The organism is Kaustia mangrovi (assembly GCF_015482775.1).
Classification (GTDB): Bacteria; Pseudomonadota; Alphaproteobacteria; order Rhizobiales; family Im1; genus Kaustia; species Kaustia mangrovi.
In genome coordinates, this window is record NZ_CP058214.1 from 1,940,997 (window position 1) to 1,964,762 (window position 23,766).

General features: G+C 67.4%; 15 protein-coding genes. 4 read left to right on the top strand and 11 right to left on the bottom strand.

Features of this window, described 5'->3' with window-relative positions:
• Positions 1-5 precede the first annotated feature (5 nt).
• The 8 genes from HW532_RS09120 to HW532_RS09155 form a co-directional block, all read right to left on the bottom strand.
• Entirely contained in the window at positions 6-1,310 is a 1,305-nt protein-coding gene (locus HW532_RS09120; RefSeq protein ID WP_213164071.1) for a TRAP transporter large permease, read from the bottom strand.
• Positions 1,307-1,897 (bottom strand): TRAP transporter small permease subunit, encoded by a 591-nt coding sequence (locus tag HW532_RS09125; protein ID WP_213164072.1) that lies wholly within the window; start codon positions 1,895-1,897, stop codon positions 1,307-1,309. Before HW532_RS09125 ends, HW532_RS09120 begins: the two co-directional genes overlap by 4 nt.
• A gap of 1 nt (position 1,898) precedes the next feature.
• Positions 1,899-2,897 carry a TRAP transporter substrate-binding protein gene (locus HW532_RS09130; protein WP_213164073.1) on the bottom strand — a complete coding sequence of 333 codons (999 nt, stop codon included), beginning with the start codon at positions 2,895-2,897 and terminating at the stop codon, positions 1,899-1,901.
• A 67-nt stretch (positions 2,898-2,964) separates the two neighbouring features.
• Positions 2,965-4,620, bottom strand: a complete 1,656-nt coding sequence (locus HW532_RS09135; RefSeq protein WP_213164074.1) for a hydantoinase B/oxoprolinase family protein — start codon at positions 4,618-4,620, stop codon at positions 2,965-2,967.
• Positions 4,621-4,631: 11 nt separating this feature from the next.
• Positions 4,632-6,716, bottom strand: coding sequence for a hydantoinase/oxoprolinase family protein (locus HW532_RS09140; RefSeq protein ID WP_213164075.1), 2,085 nt, complete (start codon positions 6,714-6,716; stop codon positions 4,632-4,634).
• A 47-nt stretch (positions 6,717-6,763) separates the two neighbouring features.
• On the bottom strand, positions 6,764-7,462 hold the full coding sequence (locus tag HW532_RS09145; protein ID WP_213164076.1) for a GntR family transcriptional regulator: 699 nt from the start codon (positions 7,460-7,462) through the stop codon (positions 6,764-6,766).
• Positions 7,463-7,694: 232 nt separating this feature from the next.
• Positions 7,695-8,546 carry a formyltetrahydrofolate deformylase gene (gene purU / locus HW532_RS09150; RefSeq protein WP_213164077.1) on the bottom strand — a complete coding sequence of 284 codons (852 nt, stop codon included), beginning with the start codon at positions 8,544-8,546 and terminating at the stop codon, positions 7,695-7,697.
• A 41-nt stretch (positions 8,547-8,587) separates the two neighbouring features.
• Positions 8,588-11,002 carry a GcvT family protein gene (locus HW532_RS09155; protein WP_213164497.1) on the bottom strand — a complete coding sequence of 805 codons (2,415 nt, stop codon included), beginning with the start codon at positions 11,000-11,002 and terminating at the stop codon, positions 8,588-8,590.
• A gap of 82 nt (positions 11,003-11,084) precedes the next feature.
• Here HW532_RS09155 and HW532_RS09160 point away from each other — a divergent pair, with 82 nt between their 5' ends.
• Complete coding sequence (locus tag HW532_RS09160; RefSeq protein WP_213164078.1) at positions 11,085-11,732, top strand: TetR/AcrR family transcriptional regulator; 648 nt, start codon at positions 11,085-11,087, stop codon at positions 11,730-11,732.
• A gap of 34 nt (positions 11,733-11,766) precedes the next feature.
• Here HW532_RS09160 and HW532_RS09165 read toward each other — a convergent pair whose 3' ends face one another.
• Positions 11,767-13,884, bottom strand: a complete 2,118-nt coding sequence (locus tag HW532_RS09165; RefSeq protein WP_213164079.1) for a mechanosensitive ion channel family protein — start codon at positions 13,882-13,884, stop codon at positions 11,767-11,769.
• 191 nt (positions 13,885-14,075) lie between these two features.
• Positions 14,076-14,936, bottom strand: coding sequence for a LysR family transcriptional regulator (locus tag HW532_RS09170; RefSeq protein WP_425491939.1), 861 nt, complete (start codon positions 14,934-14,936; stop codon positions 14,076-14,078).
• Between the two features lie 367 nt (positions 14,937-15,303).
• Between HW532_RS09170 and HW532_RS09175 the strand changes: the two genes are divergently transcribed.
• Complete coding sequence (locus HW532_RS09175; RefSeq protein WP_213164081.1) at positions 15,304-20,619, top strand: Ig-like domain-containing protein; 5,316 nt, start codon at positions 15,304-15,306, stop codon at positions 20,617-20,619.
• Between the two features lie 90 nt (positions 20,620-20,709).
• Here the strand turns inward: HW532_RS09175 and HW532_RS09180 are convergent, their stop codons facing one another.
• Positions 20,710-21,405 (bottom strand): GntR family transcriptional regulator, encoded by a 696-nt coding sequence (locus HW532_RS09180; protein WP_213164082.1) that lies wholly within the window; start codon positions 21,403-21,405, stop codon positions 20,710-20,712.
• Between the two features lie 225 nt (positions 21,406-21,630).
• On the opposite strand from HW532_RS09180, the gene HW532_RS09185 reads away from it, so the two are divergent.
• Complete coding sequence (locus tag HW532_RS09185) at positions 21,631-22,434, top strand: citryl-CoA lyase (RefSeq protein ID WP_213164083.1); 804 nt, start codon at positions 21,631-21,633, stop codon at positions 22,432-22,434.
• A complete protein-coding gene (locus tag HW532_RS09190) occupies positions 22,431-23,759 on the top strand; it encodes a phenylacetate--CoA ligase family protein (RefSeq protein ID WP_246479765.1) in 1,329 nt (442 codons plus the stop codon). Before HW532_RS09185 ends, HW532_RS09190 begins: the two co-directional genes overlap by 4 nt.
• Positions 23,760-23,766 lie beyond the last annotated feature (7 nt).

Here is a 23,766-nt window from a genome sequence, read left to right on the forward strand (position 1 = left end):
GCTCCCTAGCCGAGCAGCAGCCGCGGCAGGAAGAGCGCAATGTCGGGAAAGAGCGCCATCAGCACGACGAAGCCCACGAGGATCAGGAGATAGGGCAGCGTATGGCGGGTGATGGTCATCAGCCCTTCCCCCGTCAGGCCCTGGATCACGAACAGGTTGAAGCCGAGCGGCGGGGTGATCTGCGACATCTCGACAACGAGGACGAGGAAGATGCCGAACCACACCGTATCGAAGCCCGCGCCGGCGACAAGCGGCAGCACGACCGGCAGCGTCATGACGATCATGGAGAAGCCGTCGAGGAAGCAGCCTAGCACCAGATAGACAAGCATCAGGACGAGGATCAGCGCGAACGGCGCAAGCCCGAGCCCCTCCACGAAGCCGGCAATGGCGCGCGGCACGCCCAGAATGGCCGCCACATTGCCGAGGATCGAGGCACCGAGCACGATGAGCCCGATCATCGCGCAGGTCTGAACGGAGCCGAGCGCCACGTCGCGCAGCGTGGCAAAGGTGAGTCCCCCTTGCGCGGCCGCGATGATCATGGCGCCGACCACGCCGATGGCGGCGGCCTCCGACGGCGTCGCGAGCCCGCCATACATCGAGCCGAGCACGGCGACGATCAGGGCCACCACGGGCGCGAGCTCGCGCAGGGCCGACAGCCGCTCGCCGAGACTCACATGCCGCAGGGCGCGCTCGCTCTCCGGCACGAGCTCCGGACGGATCGTGGTGTGCACCATGATCCATGCCATGAAGCACAAGGCGAGCAGGACACCCGGCACGAAGCCCGCCGTGAACAAGCGCAGCACGGATTCGTCGGCGAGCACGCCATAGATGATCATGATCGTGCTCGGCGGAATGAGGAAGCCGAGCGTGCCGGCGCCCGCAAGGCTGCCCACCGCGATGGGGCGGGCATAACCGCGCCGTTCGAGTTCGCTGAGTGCGATCCGCCCCACCACCTGCGTCGTCGCCGCCGACGAGCCTGAAACGGCTGCGAAGATCGAGGAGCCGGCCACATTCACATGGAGCAGCCGCCCCGGCAGCAGCCCAGCCCAGGGGGCGAGCCCGTCGAACAGCGCGCGCGACAGCCGCGTGCGGAACAGGAACTCGCCCATGACGATGAAGAGCGGCAGGGCGATCAGCTCCGGCGTGGTGAGGATGTTGAAGACATATTGAGGCAGGAGCCGGTCGACCGGAATGCTGCGGAAGGTATAGAGCAGGACGACGGCGGTGAAGATCAGGGTCAGCCCGATCCAGACGCCGCTCGCCAGCGTGCCGAACAGGACGGCGAGAAGGGTCGTGGCAATCGAGGTCATTCGCCCGCTCCCGACACCTTGAAGCGTTCATCGTCCGGCCTGAGCCCCAGAAGGCAGCGCAGGAGGCGCGCGGCCATCTGGACGGCCAGCATGATCGCCCCCGCCGCGAGAGCGGCCTGAGGGATCCACAGCGGGGTGAAGCTGCCGCCCGAGATCTGCCCGCCCTGCCACGACCGCACGGCGAAGACGACGAGCGACCAGGCGAGGAAGCCGGTGACCAGGAGACCGATCAGCGAGGCCACCGTCTCCACGACCCGCCGCCCCCGGGCCCGCAACCGCGCGAGCAGCACCGACATGCGGATATGCGAGCCCGCGCGCAGGGCGAGCGCGGAGCCGAACAGGAAGGCTGAGCCCATGAGATAGGCGCTGTATTCCCACGCGATGGAGATGCCGCCGGGCAGCGACGGGAACAGGCGCGAGGCGGCCGCCGTCACGATCTCCGCGGAAATCAGGCAGGTCAGCCCCGCAAGGCAGGCCGCCGCGAGCCAGCCGCCGAGCACGGCCAGCCCGTCGGCGGCCGACAGGACCGCCGCGACGGGCGCGGGCACCGCCGGTGCGGCCGCGCCCGCCAGGGTGTCGTCGGACACCTCAGCCTCTCCCGAGCTCTTCGAGATAGGCCTCCACGATGGGGCCGGCCTGCGGCACGCGCTCGATGAAGGCGTCCTTGAGCGGAGCGGTGCGCGCCTGCATCTCGGCCCGCATCTCCGGCAAAATGGCCATGACCTCCATGCCGTTGTCGGTCAGGAGCTTCAGGCTTTCCTTGTCGTTCCGGACCGAGACCTCCCAGAAGCCCGGCTCCATCTCGCGGGCCAGCGCCTCGATCTTCTCGCGGTTTGCCGGCGAGATCTCGTTCCAGCGGTCGAGATTGATATTGACCATCTGCGACGACCAGACGTGGTTCGTCGGATAGATCGTCTCCAGGAACTCCCAGAACTTGCCGTCCACGCCGGAGGTCGCCGAGGTCGACACGCCGTCGACACGGCCGGAGGCGAGCGCCGGCACCACTTCGCCCCACGGCATCAGGATCGCCGACATGCCGAGCGCGTTGCACATGTCCTGCGCGTTCTTGTCGGGCACGCGGATCTTGACCCCCTCGAGCCCCGCAAGGCCGTCGGCCTTGATCTTGAGATGGAGGTACTGGGTCGGCCACGGCACCATATAAAGGATCTTCTGGTTGTTCTTCGCCGCGATCTCGTCATAGGCGGGCCGCAGATATTTGTGCAGCACCTTCAGCTCGTCCGCCGAGCCGACCAGGAACGGGATCGATTCCGTGCCGAGCAGCGGCTCGTCGCCGATCTGCTGGATATTGAGCACATCGGCCATGGGCACGAGCCCGTCGCGAACCGCGCGCAGCTGCTCCGGCCCCTTGAACCCCAGCGCACCGCCCGACTGCACTGTGATGGCCACCGCCCCGTCGGTCGCCTTGCCGACGGCGTCCGCGAAGGCGACGGCGTTCTGCGTGTGGAAGTTTCCGTCGGGCCAGACGGTGGCGAGGTCCAGCGTGACCGCGGCGGAGGCCCGCCGCACGACGGAGGCCGAGGCGACGGTCGCCGTCGCGGCTGCCAGGAAATTGCGTCTCGTGATCATCGATCTTCCCCTCTCTTGTTATCCCAGAACCGACAAGGACGGACGACATGCGGGACTTTGCGCCCGCTTATCCGGTCGTCTCGCCATAGGCCGTGGCGTTCTCCGCGGTCACCAGCCCGTCGGCGAGGTCGGCGGCCACCTTGTCGCGGTCGCGCGATGCCGGATCGCCGATCCCTGCCCCGCCCGGCGTCATCACCACCAGACGGTCGCCCGGCGGAACCTCCTGAAACCCCTTGCCCCTGAGCTTCGTCCCCGATTTCAGGCCAACATAGCCCGCCGCGCCGTCATGGCCGCCGTCGCGGCCGCGCGGGGGATGGTCTATGCGGTCGAAGGCGGCGAGGATCTCGAACGGCGCGCCGACACCGCTCTCCACCTCGATGATCTGGCCGTGCCCGCCGCGCATGCGCCCGGGGCCGCCGGAATCGGGCCTGAGCTCCTTGCGCCAGAAAATGAGCGGGGTCTGCGTCTCCGCGATCTCCACCGGCGTGCCGCGCACACCGCTGGGATAGGCGGTCGCCGACAGCCCGTCCTTGCCGTGGCGCGCGCCCGTTCCGCCATTCGACGTGACCGCCATGGAGAAGCCGTAATTGCCGCCGGTGCCGGACTGGGTGCGCCCGCGCACATTGAGGTTCCACAGGCACGACGTGCCCTCCGCCGGCACGCGCTCGGGGATCACCTGCTTCAGGCAGCCGAAAACCACATCGGGCAGCATCTGGCCGATCACATGGCGCGAGGCGACCGGCGCGGGCTTCGGCGCATTGAGGATCGAGCCCTCCGGCGCGGAAACCGTCAGCGGCGCCAGCGAGCCGGCATTGTTCGGGATCGCGTTCGCCACCACGCAGCCGAGCCCGAAGACCGTATAGGCGGTGGTGTAGGAGAGCGGCACGTTGATGCCGTGCCGCGACGCCTCCGACGTGCCGTCGAAATCGACATGGATGCCGTCCTCCGACACGGTCAGCGACGCGGCCAGCGTCACCGGCGCGTCATAGCCGTCGACCGTCATCTCGTTGTGCCACGTGCCCCTGGGGAGCTTCGCGACCTCCTCCAGCACGGCCTCCCTGGAGCGCGCGCAGATATGGTCGGCGAGCGTATCGAGCGTGTCGATGCCGAACTCGTCCATCATCTCCACGAGCCGGTCGGCGCCGACATCGTTGCAGGCGGCCAGCGAATAGGTGTCGCCCTCGGTGTCCACCGGCAGGCGGGTATTGGCGCGGATCATCGCCATGACAGATGTGTTGACGCGCCCCTCCTCGATGAGCTTGAGCATCGGGATGTAGAGGCCCTCCATGAACACGTCCGTCGCATCCGGGCCGAAGCCGATGCCGCCGATATCCATGAGATGGCTGGTGCAGGAGAACAGCGCGACGGGACGGCCGTTCTTGAAGCACGGCGTGGTCACCACGAAGTCGTTCAGGTGCCCGGTGCCCATCCAGGGATCGTTGGTGATGTAGGCGTCGCCCGGCTTCATCGTGGCGACCGGGAAATGGTCGATGAAGTGCTTCACCGATTCCGCCATGGAATTGACATGGCCGGGCGTCCCGGTGACCGCCTGGGCGAGCATCCGGCCCTGGAGATCGAACACCCCCGCCGACAGGTCGCCGCATTCGCGCACGATGGGGGAGAAGGCGGTGCGCATCAGCACCTGCCCCTGTTCCTCCACCACCGCGACGAGGCGGTTCCACATGATCTGCAGGTCGATGAGGCCGACGCCGTTCTCGCTCATGGATCCCTCCCTCAGGCCGCCTTGCGGTTCATGACGATGCAGCCGGCGCCGTCGATATGGGCATCGAAGCTCGCCGCCACGAAGGTGGACGTCTCCGACTCCGCGATCACTGCCGGACCTGCGACCCGCGCCCCCGGCGCCATGTCGTCCCGGCGGTAGAGCGGCACCTCGATGGTCTCGCCCGCGCGCCCGTCGAAGAACCGGCGCACGCCCGCCGGCATGGGCGCCGGCGCGTCCGCCACGGGCGCGACGGGCGCCTCGTGACGCGCCTCCGTCGTCACCAGGACCGACCAGCTCAGGATTTCCACCGCGGCGCCCGGAATGACGCGGGCGAACTGGGCGGCATAGTCGGCCTCGAAGGCCTCGCGCAGGCGCGCCACGTCGTCGGGCTCAAGATCGCGCGCGGGCAGCTCCACCGTGATCTCGTGGCCCTGGCCCACATAGCGCATATAGGCGAGCCGCCGTTCCGTGAGCGGCGCACCGCGCGCGCCCGGCTCCACCAGCGCGCGCGCCTCCCGCGCCATCTCGCCGAGAAGCCCGGAGACGAGATCGGTGTCGAAATCGTCGAGCCGCACATGGCGGCTGCGCACGAGCTCGTAGGAGACCGGCGCGGCAAGGAAGCCGACGGCGGAGCCGACCCCGGCATTGGGCGGCACGACCACGCGGCCGACCCCGACCTTCTCCGCGACCCGCGCGGCATGGAGCGGGGCCGCCCCGCCAAAGGCGATCAGCGTGTGCTGGCCGACGATCGCACCACGCTCCACAGCATGGACGCGCGCCGCACTCGCCATGTTCTCGCAGACCATCTCGTGGACGGCATAGGCCGCGGTCTCCGGCGTCAGCCCGAGCGGTTCGCCGATATCGCGGGCCAGCGCATCGCGCGCAAGCCCGGGGTCCAGCGGAATGGTGCCGCCGGCAAAGGCCTCCGGGTCGATCATGCCGAGCACAATGTCGGCATCGGTGACGGCGGGGTGCACGCCGCCACGGCCATAGCCTGCGGGGCCGGGCTCGGAGCCCGCGCTCTCCGGGCCCACCGCCACGCGCTTGAGCGCATCGATCCGAGCGATCGAACCGCCGCCCGCGCCGATCTCGACCATCTCGATCACGGGGATGCGCAGCGGCAGGCCACTGCCCTTCAGGAACCGCGCAGCCCGGTCGACCTCGAAGGCGCGAGAGCTGTGCGGTTCGCCCTTCTCGATCAGGCAGATCTTGGCGGTGGTCCCGCCCATGTCGAAGGAGAGCACCCGGTCCTCGCCGAGACGGGCGGAAATCGCGGCGGCGAAGATCGCCCCGCCCGCCGGCCCCGATTCAACGAGCCGCACCGGGAAGCGCCGGGCGGCCTCTATGGAGGTGAGCCCGCCGCCGGAGGTGACGAGATAGACCGCCCCGCGGAACTGCTCCGCCTGGAGCGCATCGGCCATGCGCGCCAGATAGCCGTCCATCAGGGGCTGCACATAGGCATTGGCGACGGCGGTCGAGGTGCGCTCATATTCGCGGATTTCTGGGCAGACCTCGCTCGACAGCGTGATCCGGACATCCGGCATGGCGGCGGCCAGCACCTCCGCAGCCCGGCGCTCATGGGCCGGATTGGCATAGGAATGGAGGAAGGCGAAGGCGACGCTTTCCACCCCGGCCGCCTTCAGCGCGGGCACGAGCGCCCCCACGGCGGCCTCGTCGAGCGGCAGGCGCACGCCCCCATGCACGTCGACGCGCTCGGGCACCGTGAAGCGCAGAGCCCGGGGCACGAGCGGCGCCGGCTTCTCGATCTCCAGATCGTACTGGTCGTAGCGGCTTTCGGTGCCGATATCGAGCACGTCGCGGAAGCCGTCGGTGGCGATCAGCGCCGTCCGCGCCCCGCGGCGTTCGATGATGGCGTTGGTCGCAAGCGTCGTGCCGTGCACGAAGACGTCGATGTCGGAGGCATGGAGGCTGGCGTCCGACAGGACGAGCGCCATGCCCTCCAGCACCCCCTCCTCCGGCCGGCCAGCCGTCGTGAGCACCTTGCGCGTCAGACGCTTCCCGCCGATGTCCAGGACGATATCGGTAAAGGTTCCGCCAATGTCAGCAGCCAGCCGAACGTCGCTCTCCGCACTCACGTCTCGTTCCTCATCTGGTTGATATCGCCCATGGATCCTGGTCCTCGCTATCCGCCCCGCCCGGTGACGGCACGCACCGAGCGCGGCCCGTTCAGGCGCGGCTGGAGGTCGCCCATAATGATCCGGAGATGGTCTTCCATGGCCTGCGCGGCGGCCTCGCCATCGCCGGCCTCGACGGCGTCGAGGATCGCCAGATGCTCCACGCAGGTGTCGTGCAGACGCGACGGACGCCGGTCGAGCCCGTAGAGCCTCGACCGCTGGCGGATCGAGACGATCAGCTCGCACAGAAGCGGGTTGCCGCTCGCCTCGGCGAGGGCGAGATGGATGGCGTTGTCGGCGTCCTCTATGGCCTGCCGCGAAATCTCGCCGCCGTGCCGGACATCCTCCAGAAGCGTCTCGACCTTCTCGCGGATATGCGCAACCGTCGCGGCCGAAAGCCTGCCGGCGGCGAGCCGCGCCGTTTCCGTCTCCAGCAGGATACGCACGCGCAGGGCGTCTCTGTAATCCTCCAGCGTCACCGGCTTCACCTGGAGCACACCCTCGTCATGGCGGATGACGAAGCCCTCACCCTCCAGCCGGAAGAGCGCATCGCGCAAGGGTGTGCGGGAAACGTCGAGTACCTTGGCCAGCCGCCGCTCCTGGAGGATCGCCCCGGCCTTGAGCTCGCCCGACAGCATCATGTCCCGCAGCCGCCGATAGGCGATGCTGGTGAGGCTCGGACTGTCCGCCTTGGCCCTGGCTGCCATCTCCGCGAGGGATTCCCCCTTTGATGCTCCGATCCCGACGCCTAAAATTTAATCCAACTCAGGCGCTGACTATTTTGTTCTCATATTGGAATACCACCGGCATATAGCCGTCAAGTCAATCGTGACGGATCCATGAAAAAAGGCGCGCCGCGGCCTCCCCACCGATATGGGAGAAACCTCGGCGCGCCCTGGATCCCGGGCACTCGTCGGTCGGGGCCGGACGGGAACCGGCTCAGAACACCACGGTCTTGTGGCCGTTCAGCATGACGCGGTTTTCCAGATGCAGCTTCACCGCGCGGGCGAGCACGCGGGATTCGATGTCGCGGCCGGTGGCCACGAAATCCTCCGCCGTCATGGCATGCGTCACACGCTCGGTCTCCTGCTCGACGATCGGCCCCTCGTCCAGGTCGGGCGTGACATAGTGGGCGGTGGCGCCGATCAGCTTCACGCCGCGCTCATGCGCCTGGTGATAGGGCTTGGCACCCTTGAAGCTCGGCAGGAAGGAATGGTGGATGTTGATGATCCGCCCGAAGAGCCGCTTGGAGAGGCTGTCGGAGAGCACCTGCATATAGCGGGCGAGGATCACGAGATCGGCGCCCGTCTCCTTGACGAGGTCGAGGAGTCTCGTCTCCTGTTCCTCTTTGTTCTCCTTCGTCACCGGCCAGCAGTGATAGGGAATGCCCTCCAGCTCCGCGACGGGGCGCGCCACCTCGTGGTTGGACACGATGGCCACCACCTCCGCATTCAGCCAGCCGACGCGGATCTGGTAGAGCAGATGCAGCATGGCATGGTCGAACTTCGACACCATGATGACGATCCGCGGCGTGCGGGTCTCGTCGACGAGCACGGTTCTCATGGCGAAGCGGTCGACCGCGGGCTTGAGCGCGTGTTCGATGCGCTCCTTGCCCACTTCGCCGGGCGCGGCGAACGCGATGCGCATGAAGAAACGGTTGGTCTGTCGGTCCCAGAACTGGTTGCTTTCGGCGATATTCGCACCGATCCCGGCAAGCTCGGTGGTCACCGCGGCGACGATGCCGGGCTGGTCCTCGCAGGACAGGTTCAGGACAAAGCTGTTGGTGGGCATTCCGATCCTCTGGCGTGAAGCAGGCTGGCAGGAGCCCTGTCTTATGCACGCATTTTCGTGCCGGCGGGATCATAAGGCGAAGGTGCGATGATTCGCGCACCCCGCTCCCGCCCGACGATATGGGTCGTGAGCGCCGTGCCCTCCGCCGCTGCCTCGCGGTCGACGAGCGCCATGGCGAGGCTCTTGCCCACCGTGTGGCCATAGCCGCCGGAGGTGACGAAGCCCACGCGCCGGCCGTCCTTCCAGACGGGCTCGAAGCCTGTCGCGTCGGCGCGGTCGGCATCGATCTCCAGCGTGACCAGCACCTGCGCCGCGCCGCCCGCCTCCGTCTCCTCGAGCGCCGGCGCGCGGCCGACGAAATCGCCCTTGTCGAAGGCGATCCAGCGGTCCATGCCGGTCATGGCCGGCGTATAGCCTTGCGTGAACTCGCGCGACCAGATGCCGAAGCTCTTCTCCAGGCGCAGCGAGTTGAGCGCGTTGAAACCGTATTCGACGAGGCCCAACCCGTCCGCCGCCGCAATCAGGGTCTGGCGCAGCGTGATGTGTTCGCTGGCCGGGCAGTGCAGTTCGTAGCCGAGCTCGCCGGTCACCGACAGGCGCGCGGCATGGACGCGCAGGAGACCGATGTCCAGCCGCTTGCACTGCATGAAACCGAACGCCTCGCCGGAGACGTCGCCGGAGGTCACCCGCTGGAGAAGTGCGCGGGACTTGGGGCCGGAGAGCGAGAAGCCGACCACGCCGTCGGAGATATCGCGCACCGTGACGCCGTCCTCCCCATGGTCCTCGAACCAGCGCATGTGCCATTCGCGCAAATAATAGGAGCCGAGGATCCACCAGCGCCCGTCGCCCCAGTTGAACAGGGTGAGGTCGCCCTTCAGCCGGCCATCGGCCCCGAGCATCGGGGCAAGCCGTGTCCGGCCCGGCTCCGGCAGACGGCTGGCGAACATCCGGTCGAGCCAGCGCCTCGCATTCGGCCCCGTCACCTCGTAGCGCGAGAAGGCGGAGATATCGAGAAGACCGACACCCTCGCGAACCGTCCGGCATTCCTCCGCGACGATGTCGAAAGCGTTGGAGCGGTTGAGCGTCGGCGTCTCCTCGAAGCCGTCGGGGGCGAAATAGATCGGCACCTCCAGCCCCCAGGAACAGCCCCAGCGCGCGCCGGCCGCCGTCATCGCGTCATGGGCGGGGGCCTTGCGCAAGGGGCGGCCCGCCGGGAGCTGCTCGTTCGGATAGGTCATCACGAAACGGCGAGAGTAGAACTGGCCCGTGGTCTGGCGGATATACTCCCTATTGGAGGCGAAATCGCCGTAGCGCGCGATATCCATGCCGAAAATATCGCTCTCGGGCTCGCCATGGATCATCCATTCGGCCAGCGACTTGCCGACGCCGCCGCCCTGCAGGAAGCCCGCCATGACACCGCAGGCGAGCCAGTAATTGGGCACGCCGCGCACCGGGCCGACCAGTGGATTGCCGTCGGGCGAGAAGGTGAAAGCCCCGTTCACCCAGCGCTTGATGCCGGCGGTCTCCAGGCACGGGAAGCGCGAGAAGCCCATGGAGAGCTCCTCGCCGATGCGGTCGATATCCTCCTGGATCAGCTCGAAGCCGTAATCCCAGGGCGCACCGTCCATGTTCCAGTGCTTGTAGTCGGTCTCGTAGATGCCCAGAAGCATGCCCTTCTGCTCCTGGCGCATATAGGTGAAGCCCTCCAGATCGACGATCATGGGGATCTCGCGGTCGAGCGCGGCGATCTCGGGGATGGTCTCGGTCACGAGATAGTGGTGCTCGAGCGGGGTGACGGGCAGTTCGAGCCCGACCATGCGCCCGACCTGCTTGGCCCACAGCCCCCCGGCATTGACCACATGCTCCGCCCGGATCGTGCCCTGCTCCGTCACCACATCCCAGGCGAGGTCCGGGCGCTGGTTGAGCTCCAGCACGCGATTGTGCTCGATGACCTCCGCGCCGCGCTTGCGGGCCGCGCGCGCATAGGCGTGCACGACGCCCGACGGGTCGATATGGCCCTCGCGCTCGGAATACAGGCCGCCGAGAATGCCCTCCGTCGACACGATGGGGCAGGCCTCCGCGATCTCGTCCGGCCCCACGAGGCGCACATCCTCGATCCCCATGGTCTGGAAGACGCGATAGGCCGCCTGCAGCCATTCCCAGCGCTCCGGCGCGGAGGCGACCGAGATGCCGCCGGTCATGTGCATGCCGATATTCTGGCCGGATTCGGCCTCCACCTCCGACAGGAGGTCGATCGTGTAGGACTGCAGCGCGGAGATGTTGGGATCGGCATTGAGCGCGTGGAACCCGCCCGCCGCATGCCAGCTCGACCCCGCGGTGAGCACTTCGCGCTCGATCAGCGCCACGTCGCTCCAGCCGAGCTTCGCCAGATGGTAGAGCACCGAGGCGCCGACCACGCCTCCGCCGATGACCACGACCCGATATTGCGTCTTCATCGCCATCCCCGTTTCCAACATATCCCTGTTGCGCAAAACTTACGGTGCGTGCAGTCTTGCGTCTAGACATATGTGTACAGAGATGACGAACAAAGCATCCGCGCCCCTCCCGCCCGCCGAGCCCGGCAGCCGCACGACCAAGCTCGACTGGCTGCGCGCCGCGGTCGCCGCACTGGTCGCCGACGGCATAGAGGGCGTCAAGGTGCAGACCATCGCACAGAAGCTCGGCGTCTCGCGCTCGAGCTTCTACTGGTTCTTCAAGAGCCGGCAGGACCTTCTCGACCATCTGCTCGACTACTGGCTGGACACCAACACCGCGCCCCTCATCGCACGCGCCGAACGGCCCGCCGACAGCGCCTGCCGCAGCGTGCTCAGCATTTTCGAATGCTGGGTGGACGAGGCGCTCTTCGATCCCAAGCTCGATATCGCGGTGCGCGACTGGGCGCGGCGGTCGCAGGCGGTGCGCAAGGTCGTCGACCTCGCCGACGAACGGCGCGTGACCGCCATCGCGGCCATGTTCGAGCGCCACGGCTATCCGCGCGAGGAGGCCTTCATCCGCGCTCGTGTCCTCTACTTCATGCAGATCGGCTACTACTCGCTCGGCATAAACGAGCCGATGGAGACGCGCATGTCCTATGTCGCCGCCTATCTGCGCTGCTTCACGGGCCTGGAGCCGACCGAAGAGGAGATCGGCGATTTCCACGCCTTCCTCAAGGGCGGCGGCGCATGAGGGTGAACCTTACACCGCCCGGCCGCGGGCCTCTCTAGCCGGGCTTGTTCGCGCCTCCGGCCGCTTGCCTGGCGGCCTCCTCGTCCTCGGCGATACGGGCCGCAGCGCCGGCGACCTGCTTGACGGCGGCCTCCGACAGGGGTTCGGCCTCGTCGCCGCCATCCTGGGTGACGCGGACGGAGACCTGGCGGTGGGCGAACTTGATGCCCTCGCGCGCGAAGGCGTCGCGGATGCCGCCATAGACAGCCTTGCGCAAGGTGAACTGGTCGCCCGGGCGGGTCATGAACTTCACCCGCACGATCATGGCGGAATCCTCCATGGCCAGAACGCCCTGCGACTTCAGCGGCTGCAGGAACAAGGGGCCGTAGTCGGGATGCTCCTGGAGCTCCTGGCCGAGCTTCTTGATGACCTTGCGGACATGCTCGGGATCGGTGTCGTAGGTCACGCGGAAGGCGAGTTTCATGATCGCCCAGTCGCGAGAGAAGTTCTGCACGAACTTGATCTCGCCGAAGGGCACCGTGTTCAGCGGTCCGCGATGGTGGCGAAGCTGCATGGACCGGATCGAGATCTTCTCCACCGTCCCCTTCACCGTGCCGATATCGATGTACTCGCCCTTGCGGAATGCGTCGTCGATCAGGAAGAAGGCACCGGAGAAGATGTCGCGCACCAGTGTCTGCGCGCCGAAGCCGATGGCGAGACCGACGACGCCGGCGCCAGCGAAGATCGGGCCGATATTCACGCCGAGCTCGGCGAGCACGATCATCGCCGTCATGGTGGCGATGGTGATGAGCAGGAAATTGCGGAATAGCGGCAGGAGGGTCGCCAGCCGGCTCTCGCCCGCGCCGAACTCGGCCTCTCCCGACCCCTCGCCGTCGTCCTGCGGGGCTTCCTTCTCGATCCGGCGGTCGAGCGCGATGCGCACCGCGTGATAGCCCATATAACCGACGAAGGCGATGACGGCGATCTCGACCATGCCGCCGATCAGGCTGCCTTCCCCGACAATCGGCAGGCCCCAGATGTGCGCCATGGCCGCGACCGCGAGAATGCAGGTCACGATCGCCGCGCCGTGATCGAGCAGCGCACGATAGGGCGCCCGCGTCTGCTCGGCCTCCACAGCCTCCGCGCGCGCCTGGGCAAGGTCCTCGCTGGCCTCCTCGCCGATCTGTCGCGCCGCATCCTCCTCGCCAAGCTCGGCCGCCCGGCGGTCGATCTCGCGCGGCGTGTCGAGATGCGGCAGAAGCACGCGGTGAACGAAGACGATCAGCAGCCCGTAGGCTGCCATGGCCGCGACGAGCACGACTAGCGGGGCCCAGATGAGGCCCGGCGCGGTCTGCCTGTCGAGCACCAGCCGAAAGGCGCTCGCCCCGAGCGCCAGCACGAAATAGAGCACCGCCACCACATGCCAGATGCTCGCGACCGCCCGCCGCCAGAGCGGCACGGGCGGCGGGCCGGCGATGACGGCGGCAATCGCCGCGCGGTACTTCAGGACAGCCCCGATCAGCCCGCCGGCGACCAGCAGGGACGTCACCATCAGCATGAGCTTGAGCGCGTCCTCGTCGAGCCGGAGGCCCAGCATCCACAGGCACAGGCCGCCAAGGACGGCCGCGATACCGCCCGTCGCGAGCATCCAGCGATAGAGCCCGAGCGCATCGGCATCGCCAAGCGCAAACGGCCTGCAGGCCGGCTCGTGAGGCGCAAGCACCGCCTTGAACAGGACGCGGGCCGCCCGGAAACCTGTCACTGCGCCGAGGGCGAGGACCGCGGTGTGGCGGATCTCGTCGCGACCGCTGTCCACAATGACGATGACCAGGAAGGCGATGAGGGCGAAGACGGCGATCTCGACAAGAGAGAAGACCGCGCGCCCGAGCAGGAATCCGATCCTGTGCCCGCGCGTCTCCGGAACGCCCGTCGCCTCCGCTCCGAAACGGCTCAGGGCCCAGCGCCGCATGGCGCGGCCCGCGCCGAACCCGATGGCGATGGCGATGGCGGCACTGAGGAGGGCAAACCCGATCCAGCCGAGCGTGCCGTCCGGCCCCGCGGCCCTCAACGCCGCCAGGCTGCGTTCGGGAAAGTCCGGCAGGCCCGCCACGATCCGTTGCAGCGCCTGGCGCAGGCTGACCGCATCGGACAACAGGGCGTCAGGCGAGAGCATGCGGAGCCCGTCCCGTGCGGGCCCTCCCGCCTCTTGCGCCAGAGCCGCGCTCTGCATGAGGAGAAGCGAGATCCAGACTGCGGAGACGGTCCGCAGCGCTACGCCAAACACTACCATCGGTTGCCCACCCTTTGCCCACAACAACACGGCCATTAATATGACAATCGGTCGCCGGGCGCACGCAATTTGCGTCAGAATCGGGGCTTTTCCGGCCCTGCGCCGCAATGCAGCCTTTCCATCGCGGCGAAGAAATCGAGCACCAGCGGCAACCTCCGGCGCTCTTCCAAGCATACGCCATATTCTGTCAGGGCAATATCGGCATCGACGATCGGCAGGACATGGAGCCTGCTGTCGTGGCCGGCATCGATCGTGGCGCAAACCCCGAGACCGAAGCCCGCCGCGACCGCCTCGCGCACGCCGTCCTGGGTGGAAACTTCCGTCACCGGCCCGAGCGCCACCCCGTGGCGGACGAGGTTCTCCTCGAAGATCTCCCGGGTCCGCGAACCGCGCTCTCGCAGGACGAAGGCCATGCCGTCGAGGTCCGCCATGGCGACGCAGCTACGGTCCGACCAGCCATGTGCCTGGCCGACGCAGGCACACAGGCCGACATCGGAGAACTTGCGCGCATGCAGACGGCTGTCGGACGGCAATTGCGCGGTGACGCCCACATCCGCCCGGTACTCCAGGAGCTGGGCGATGACCCGGGCCGAATTGGCGATGGAGAGCGAGAAGGTCAGCCGCGGCCGCATGTCCCTGAGCTTCGCGACGATGGCGAGAGGCAGGGCCGCGCCGTCGGCGATGACACGCAGGTGGCCGCCGATCCTGCCCGATTCATCCTTCAGCAGCCCGCGCGCCTCCGCTTCGGCTGCGAACAGTCTGGAGGTGATCTCGAACAGCGCATGGCCTTCCGGCGTCAGCGCCACGCCGCGCTGCTTGCGCTCGAACAGGGTGGTACCGGAGACCTGTTCGAGCTGGCGGACATGGCCGGATAGCGTGGACTGGCTCACCGCGATCTCGCGTGCGGCCTGCGAGAAGCCCCCGGCAGCCGCCACGTGGTGAAATGCGCGCAACTGGGCAATGGACATCGGCAAGACAGCCTGGACGGGTTGGCGGAGGTTCGGTTTCAGGCTCCGATATTGGCGGGCATCATAACGTTCGTATGACGGTCGCGGCCGCAAACCCGCAGATACCTTCACATATGGGCGCGCCCGATAGGAGGCATCGAAACTTCGTATGGAAAGTTGCCTTTGAGCTTCAAGAAGCCGTCATGTGGCGTTCCTAGGGTCCGCCCGCTGCATTGCTGAACCGGCAGAGGCGCCCGGCCAACCAGCACGCTGACATCCACCAGGGACGATGGGTCGGGAGCGCATGCACTCCGCGGCGCAGGCCGGCTCGTCTTCACGAAACAGGACGGATTCGATGACGACCCTCACAAATCCCATTCTGGATTTCATGGTCAAGCGCGGGAGCGAGAACCGCGTGATCGACCTCAACGAAATCTTCTCCGGCGAGAACCTCACCTTCACGGTCGAGAGCAGCGACCCCTCCGTCGCCGCCGTGACGCTCGACGGGAGCATGCTGACCCTCGATTTCCTGGAGACCCTCGGCCATACCGACCTGAAGATCACCGCGACCGACGGCAATGGCGACAGCGTGACGGACAGTGTGCGTGCCCGCGTCACCGGCGAGAACGCCTACACGATCGCCGTGCTGCCCGACACGCAGGACTACACCAATCCCGGCGGCGTCGATATCTTCAAGAACATGACGCAGTGGCTGGTCGACAACAAGGACAGCCAGAACATCGAGTTCGTCATTCACGTTGGTGACATCACCACCAACAACAACGACACCTATCACTGGCCCTATGCGGAAGAGGCGCTGCGCATCCTCGACGGCGAGATCCCCTATTCGCTCGCGCCCGGCAACCACGACCAGAACACCGGCAACGCCGCCAACCACTCCACCGACCCGCTCGACACGCGCTTCTCGCCGGACAAGCAGGCCGAGGTCAACGACACTTTCGGCGGCGTCTACGACCAGGAACCCGAGCGCAGCGCCAACAACTACCACACCTTCACCTCGCCCGACGGCACGGACTGGCTCGTCCTGAGCGTGGAGTTCGGCCCGCGCGACGACGTGCTGCGCTGGGCCTCGGAGGTGATCGAGGATCACCTCGACCACCGCGTCATCGTCGTGAACCACTCCTACATGACCTGGGCCGGGCGCCACGACGCCACCGGCGCGCCGCTCTACGACGAGGGCACCGGCTACGATTACGGCATGGGCAACTCGCCTGAGGGCGCCAATGACGGCGAGACCATCTATCGCGAGCTGGTCCAGAAATACTCCAATGTGAGCTTCACCTTCTCCGGCCACATCTTCGGCGACGGCGCGGAAACGCTGGTGAGCTACGACCAGTTCGGCAATCCCGTCCACCAGATGATGGTGAACTACCAGAACGGCGTGTCGAGCGAGATCACGAGCGATGCGGGCCTCGGCTCGGGAAGCAATGGCGGCAACGGTGCGATCCGGCTGCTCACCATCGATCCGGAGAACGATTCCGTCTACACCTCAACCTACTTCACCGAGCTCGACGACTATCTCGACACCCCCCGCGGCGACGGCGAGCTCGACCGTGACGGCCTGACCGGCCCCTATCGCGGCCAGCAGGAGACGATCACGGGTGTCGATCTCGGCACGCCGGAGCTCGTCGCCATCGCCAAGGCCGGCGACGACCAGTTCGTCTCCGCCGCCTCGGGCGAGGCGAAGGCGAACGTCACGCTGAAGGGCGACGGCACGCTGAACCCGGCCGACGACGGCGGTCTGACCTATGAATGGCTCAACGAGGACGGCGAGGTGGTCGCGACCGGTGCGACGCCGACGCTGGAGCTCGGCGCCGGCCAGCACGACTTCACGCTGAAGGTCACCGATTCGCAGGGCCGGGCCTCCATCGACGAGATCAAGGTGGTGGTCGCCAACGACGACACGCTGCTCGTCGACAACTTCAATGACGGCAACGCGGATGGCTGGGCGCGCCCCGGGCCGGATGTCGCCGTCGATTTCGATACGACCGACGCGTTCGGCATCGAGGCCCTGCCGGGCGACGAGAACGCCAGCGTCACCTTCCTGCCGGGCCTGTCCTCAAGCCAGGGCCTGCGCGTCGCGCCACAGCAGGCGCTGCCCGCCGGCACGACGGTGAACAGCTATACGCTCGGCTTCGATGTGCTGATCCCGGAAGAAAGCGCGAGCACCTACACCTCGTTCTTCCAGACCGATCTCACCAATGCGAGCGATGCGGAGTTCTTCCTCCACAGCACCCGCGGCATCGGCATCAACCAGGACTACACCGGCATCGGCGAGTTCAGCTTCGACGAGTGGCACCGGATCGTCTTCCGGGTCGAGCAGTCGGGCGAGGACGTCACCATCTCCAAGTTCATCGACGGCACGAAGGTCGGCACACAGACGATGCCCGCCGACCGCTACGAGGTCGATCTGAGCGAGGGCGTGCTGCTGTTCACCGACGAGAACGGCGAGACGTCCAACGTCTATCTCTCCAGCGTGCTGTTCACCGACAAGGTCTATACCGACCAGGAGATCGCCGCGCTCGGCGGCGCCAAGGCCGGTGGCATCGCCGATGAGAAGCCGACGGACTATTCGGTGCAGATCGACTTCTCCGCGCAGGGCATGCCGGACGAGTTCGGCAATGCAACCGCCGCCCCCGGCTCCATCGGCTCAGGGATCGGCAGCTTCCTCGTGAAGGGCTCCGCCGCCTCGCGCGACACCGCCGAGGACGGCCAGGCCGCGCCGGAAGGCCGTGTCTTCGAGCAGTCCGACAGCGCCAACAACGTCCTCGTCTGGGGCGCGCAGGAGGCCAAGGGCTGGAGCGACTACGTCTACGAGGCGACGCTGAAGACCACCGACAATGACGATATCGGCGTCGTCTTCTACTATCAGGACGAGGACAACCACTACCGTGTGGTGTTCAACGGCGAGACCAATACGCGCTCCCTCGTCCGTGTCTCCGGCGGCGAGGAGACAGTGCTGGCCGAGACCCATGCCGGCACGCCCTGGTCGCGCGACATGGCGGTCAAGGTCGCCGTGGAGGGCGACACGGTCAACGTCTTCCTCGACGGCAAGAGCGTGTTCGGCCCGGTGGTCGACGAGGCCCCGCTTCAGGGCGGCACGGTCGGCTTCTACTCCGGAAACCAGCGCAGCTCGCAGTTCGACACCGTCTCCGTCAACCCGGTGACGCTCACCGCGCATGCCGGCGAGAACCAGCGGGTCATCGACACGGACGGCGACGGTTCGGTCACCGTGGCGCTCGACGCGGATGCCAGCTTCGGCATCGAGGGCGAGGCGAGTTTCGTCTGGAAGGACGCCGACAGCAATGTGCTGGCCACCGGCCAGTCCGCCGAGGTGACGCTGGAGACCGGCCGCCAGCCGGTCACGCTGGAGGTGACCGACGAGAATGGCGACGTCGCGACCGACACCGTGATCGTCGACGCCGTGTCGAAGGACAAGGTGCTCCTCTCCGACGATTTCGGTGCAGGCGACTGGCAGTCGCGCTGGACCATCGTGGACGAGGGCGAGTTCGGCGGCGTCGGCGAGAACGGCACGTCGTCGGACTGGGACCTTCAGGACGGCCGGCTCACCCAGCTCTCCGACCTGAAGAGCCGCCAGCTCGAATGGCAGGGCGCATCCGCCGGCGACAACTGGCAGAAGGGCTGGAGCCCGCTTGGCGACGGCGTGAACGTCCTGCGCAAGGGCACCTATGCGCTGTTCGACGACGACGCGGCGATGGAGTGGAGCGACTACGCCGTCGACGCCAATATCGTCACGCCCGACAATGGCGCGCTCGGCCTGATGTTCTACTATCAGGACCCGGAGAATTACTACAAGATCGAGCTCGATGCGAATGGCGACTATGACCGCAATCCGCGCAACGGGGCGGGCAGCCTGTTCCAGCTCATCGAGGTCAAGGACGGCGTCGAGCGCTATCTGAACCAGTTCCCGGCCAAATACACGCCGGGCGAAGAGTTCAATCTCCGCGTCGAGGTCGTCGACAACCAGATCCAGGCCTATGTGGACGGCGACGCGCTGTTCGCCTATCCGATCGAGACCCACGCCCAGAGCAAGGGCACGGTCGGCCTGTTCTCCTGGGACAGCGCGGGCGTCGCCTTCGACGACGTGCAGGTCGTCTCCCTTGCCGCCGACACCGTCGATCCGGGCGATAACGAGGCCCCGGTCGCAGGCGACGACGAGGGCTTCGTGACCGGTGCGGGCGAGGCGCTCACCCTGGCGGCGGCGGTGCTGCTCGCCAATGACAGCGATGCCGACGGCGATACGCTCGAGATCGTGTCGGTCCAGGGCGCCGAGCACGGCACCGTCGCGCTCGACGACAACGGCAATGTCGTCTTCACGCCGGAGGACGGCTACACCGGAGAGGCCTCCTTCACCTACACCGTCTCCGACGGCGAGGGCGGCACGGACACGGCGACGGTCGAGATCGAGATCGAGGCCGGCGAGAACACCGCACCGAAGGCGGGCAGCGACCGGCTCTATGCGCTCGAGGACAGCCCGGTGACCGTGTCCGCAGCGACGCTTCTGGCCAACGACACCGACGCGGACGGCGACACCCTGGAGATCCTGTCTGTGCAGGATGCCGAGAACGGCACGGTGGAGATCGTCGACGGGAAGGTGGTCTTCACGCCGGAGGACGGTTTCTCCGGAGACGCCTCCTTCACCTACACCGTCTCCGACGGTCGCGGCGGGGAGGCGACAGGCACCGTGCATGTCGCGGTGCGGGCCCAGCCGAACCGGGCTCCGTCGGCGGCGGCTGACAGCGTGTCCGTCGACGCCGGGCTTGCCGCGACCATCGCCGCGGCGACGCTTCTGGCCAACGACACCGACGCCGATGCCGACACGCTCGACATCCTGTCGGTGCAGGACGCCGAGCACGGCACGGTCGCGCTCGACGACGACGGCAATGTCGTCTTCACGCCGGAGGACGGCTACACGGGCGAGGCGTCCTTCACCTACACCGTCTCCGACGGGAGGGGCGGCACGGACACCGCAAGCGTCACCGTGACCGTCGAGGAGGCCGACGCCCATGAGGACTGGACGGTCGGCACCCCCGGCAACGACACGCTCAAGGGCTCCTTCTTCGAGGAGAACCGGATCTTCGGCGACGATGGCGACGACGACATCCGCGGCGGGCTTTTCGCCGACGAGCTCGAGGGTGGCGACGGCGACGATGACCTCGACGGCGGCTTCGGCGACGACCGTCTCGACGGCGGCGAGGGCGACGATATGCTGGCTGGCGGCTTCGGCAACGACTCGCTCGCCGGCGGCGAGGGCGACGATGCCCTCGATGGCGGCTTCGGCCGCGACCTGCTGAAGGGTGGTGCCGGAAACGACCGGCTCGACGGCGGATGGTGCCGCGACACGCTCGACGGCGGCGAAGGCGACGACATGCTGACCGGCGGCCGCGGCGACGACACCTTCGTCTTCGCGGAGAACTCCGGTAACGACATCGTCACGGACTTCGAGGCCGGCAGCGACGTCATCGACCTGTCCGCACTCGACTTCGGCGATTTCGACGACGTCCTCGCGGCACTGGAGGAGATCGACGGCGGCACTGTCCTCGTCCTCGACGACAGCGGCAACAACGCCGTGCTGCTCGACGGGGTGGCGGCGTCCGACCTGTCCGCCGACGACTTCCGCTTCGCCTGATCGCATCGCACCGCGGACAAGACATGTTGAAGGGGGCCCACCGGCCCCCTTCTCTTTTCGGACAGGACGGACCGCCGCTTCCGAGACGCCTCAGCTCCGGAAGATCGTGCGCGGCATGTCCTCGACGATCTTGGCGGCACGGTCGAGATGGCGCCGCAGGGCCTTCTCGGAGGCGTCCGGATCGCCGTTCAGGATCGCCTGCGCGATCTCGCGGTGCTCGAGCACGGAATCGGCATACATGTCGCCCGTCATCACGCCGGAGAGCTGAAGCATGATCAGGGGAAGCTGCAACTGACGGGCCAGCTCGGTCAGCTGGATATTGCCGCAAATATCGAAGATCGCCTGGTGGAACAGCCGGTTCTCCTCGTGATAGGCCGCCCCCGACAGGCGCGGGGCCTCGTTCCAGATCGGCGCGATCGCGGCCTCGAAGCGGGCACGGTTGCCATCCTCGTCGATGGCGAGCGCCGCCGACCGGACAGCCAGCGCCTCCAGCGCGGTGCGGATCTGGAACAGCTCCGTCATTTCCCGGAACGACAGCCGGCGCACGAACGCCCCGCGATTGGGCACGATCTCCAGAAGCCCCTCCGCGGCCAGCCGGCGGAAGGCCTCGCGCAGCGGGCCGCGGCTCACCCCCATCTCGCGGGTGAGATCGGCCTCGATGAGACGCTGGCCCGGCGCGTAGCGGCTGTTGATGATGCCGTCGCGCAAGTGCTCCACCAGACGATCCACCGTCCCGCCCCGGGCGGCGGACCCGTTCGCGACCATATCCTGATCGGCGGCTGACATATGGGCGCTGCTCCTTATCCCAAAACGTCTTTTTGGACCGTCCGTTCGCAATCTGCAAGCTTGACCTGGACATTATTGCCCTACAATATTGCCCATCAATAATGCCCAAACGACGATCGCTCGTTGGGCCGGGACGGAAACGCAGGGCGAAACCGCAAGAGACCGGATACATCCGGTCTGCCATACGGCGGGCGCTCGCATCTGCGGCAACCAGGGAGACGGCATGTGCTGATCGGCAAACCGGGAGCGGCCAGGTCCGCCATCTGTACGGCAAGCGCCGACCATGTGGAGATCCGCGGGCGCGACCTGTGCGCCGACCTCATGGGCCGGATGAGCTTCACGGACTATTTCTATTTCCTCGTGACGGGGCGGGACGCGACCCCCGATCAGAGGTTCTTCCTCGACCTGCTCCTCGTCGCCATAGCCGAGCACGGGCTGACGCCGACCGTGCAGGCCTCGCGCATGACCTACGACGCCGACCCGCAATCGCTCCAGGCGGCGGTTGCCGCGGGCATACTCGGTTGCGGCACGGTGGTGCTCGGCACATCGGAACTGTGCGGCAAGGCTCTCAGCGAGGCGAAACAGCGGGTCGATGCCGGCGAAAGCCCTGACGACGCCGTCGCCGCCATCGCACAGGAGACGCACGGCGCGGGCGGGAAGATGCCGGGTTTCGGGCATCCGCTGCACAAACCGATCGATCCGAGGGCGGAACGCATTCTCTCGCTCGCCGACGAGCGCGGCATTGCCGGCGCCCATGTGGATCTCGCGCGCCGCTTCGCACCGGCCGTGGCGAAAGCCTGGGGCAAGCCGCTGCCAATGAACGTCTCCATGCCCATTGCGGCAATCCTGCTCGATCTCGACTTTCCCGCTGCCATGATCAAGGCGATCCCCATTCTCGCCCGAACGGCCGGCCTCCTCGCCCATATCGCGGAAGAGCAGGACAGGCCCATCGGCTTCCTCATGGCTTCCCGGGGCGAGGCCGCCATCGCCTATGACGGCGACAGCGAAGGGGAGCCCGGCGACCGATGATGCACGAGCCTGAGATCGAAAGCGCGCCCTGGGCCGATCAGGCGGCCGGCGACGACCGTCTCTATCGCGAGCAGATCCGCTATCTGTTCGAACAGTCGCGCTTCTATCGGGACAAGCTCTCCGCCGCGGGCCTCTCCTCGGCGGACGATGCCGGCGGGCTCGACGCCATCGCGGCCCTTCCCTTCACGGAAAAGGACGAGCTGCGCGCAAGCCGCAGCGACGCTCACCCCATAGGCACCCATCTCGCCGCGCCCATGGAGGACATCGTCCGCATCTATTCCACAAGCGGCACGACCGGCACGCCGAGCTACATTCCCCTCACCGCCTCCGACCTCCAGAACTGGGTCCGGACATCGGCGCGCAGCTATGCCGCCTCCGGCGCTAAGGCCGGCGACCGGATCGTCTCGACCTACAATGCCGGCCCCTTCGTCGCCGGTGCGGCGCTCGACGCTTTCAATCGCCTCGGCCTGTGCCACATCCCCGTCGGCACCGGCAACACGGAGCGGCTGATGGCGGCCGTGCGCCTGCTCAAGCCCCACATACTGGCCTGCACGCCGTCCTATGCGCTCCATCTCGCCGAATGGGGGCGCGAGCGCGGCATGGACCTTCCCGCCAGCTCGGTGGAACGCATTCTCGTGGCCGGCGAGCCGGGCGGCGGCGAAGAGGCGATGCGTACCCAGCTCGAGGCGGCCTGGGGCGCGAAGGTGACCGAGGCCATGGGCATCGGCGATATCGGCGCCTCCATATGGGGCGAGTGCGAGGAGCAGGCGGGCATGCATTTCTGCGCACGCGGCTTCGTGCATTTCGAGCTCATCGATCCGGAGACCGGCAGTGCCGTCCCCACGGAGGACGGCGCACGCGGCGAGCTGGTCCTGACCCATCTGCGCCACCGCGCCGCCCCGCTCCTGAGATTCCGCACGCGCGATCATGTGGAGGTCTCGACCGAACCCTGCCGCTGCGGGCGCACTTCGCCACGCGTGCGCTGCCTCGGGCGCACCGACGACATGCTGATCGTGCGCGGCGTCAACGTGTTCCCCTCGGCCCTGCGCGAGGTTGTGAACGAATTCGCGCCCTCCGTCAGCGGGGTCATCGCGGTCCGGCCCGGCCGTCACGGCGTCAAGCAGACGCCGCCGCTGAAGGTGCTCGTCGAGATTGCCGATGGCCTCGACGATCGCGACGCCCTTGTCGGCCGGATCAGGCAGCGCATCCGCGACAAGCTCGTCGTCACCACCGAGATCGTGCCCGTGCCGTGGGGCAGCCTGCCCCGCAGCGAGTACAAATCGAAGCTGATCGACTACAGCGAGGCCGCTCCGGCCGATGGCTGAGCGCGGA

Bases quoted from the DNA above. Each gene is read 5' to 3' on its own strand.
- HW532_RS09155 (WP_213164497.1), bottom strand. From the start codon at position 11,002: ATGAAGACGCAATATCGGGTCGTGGTCATCGGCGGAGGCGTGGTCGGC.
- HW532_RS09120 (WP_213164071.1), bottom strand. From the start codon at position 1,310: ATGACCTCGATTGCCACGACCCTTCTCGCCGTCCTGTTCGGCACGCTG.
- purU (WP_213164077.1), bottom strand. From the start codon at position 8,546: ATGCCCACCAACAGCTTTGTCCTGAACCTGTCCTGCGAGGACCAGCCC.
- HW532_RS09175 (WP_213164081.1), top strand. From the start codon at position 15,304: ATGACGACCCTCACAAATCCCATTCTGGATTTCATGGTCAAGCGCGGG.
- HW532_RS09145 (WP_213164076.1), bottom strand. From the start codon at position 7,462: ATGGCAGCCAGGGCCAAGGCGGACAGTCCGAGCCTCACCAGCATCGCC.
- HW532_RS09165 (WP_213164079.1), bottom strand. From the start codon at position 13,884: ATGCTCTCGCCTGACGCCCTGTTGTCCGATGCGGTCAGCCTGCGCCAG.
- HW532_RS09160 (WP_213164078.1), top strand. From the start codon at position 11,085: ATGACGAACAAAGCATCCGCGCCCCTCCCGCCCGCCGAGCCCGGCAGC.
- HW532_RS09130 (WP_213164073.1), bottom strand. From the start codon at position 2,897: ATGATCACGAGACGCAATTTCCTGGCAGCCGCGACGGCGACCGTCGCC.
- HW532_RS09180 (WP_213164082.1), bottom strand. From the start codon at position 21,405: ATGTCAGCCGCCGATCAGGATATGGTCGCGAACGGGTCCGCCGCCCGG.
- HW532_RS09135 (WP_213164074.1), bottom strand. From the start codon at position 4,620: ATGAGCGAGAACGGCGTCGGCCTCATCGACCTGCAGATCATGTGGAAC.
- HW532_RS09190 (WP_246479765.1), top strand. From the start codon at position 22,431: ATGATGCACGAGCCTGAGATCGAAAGCGCGCCCTGGGCCGATCAGGCG.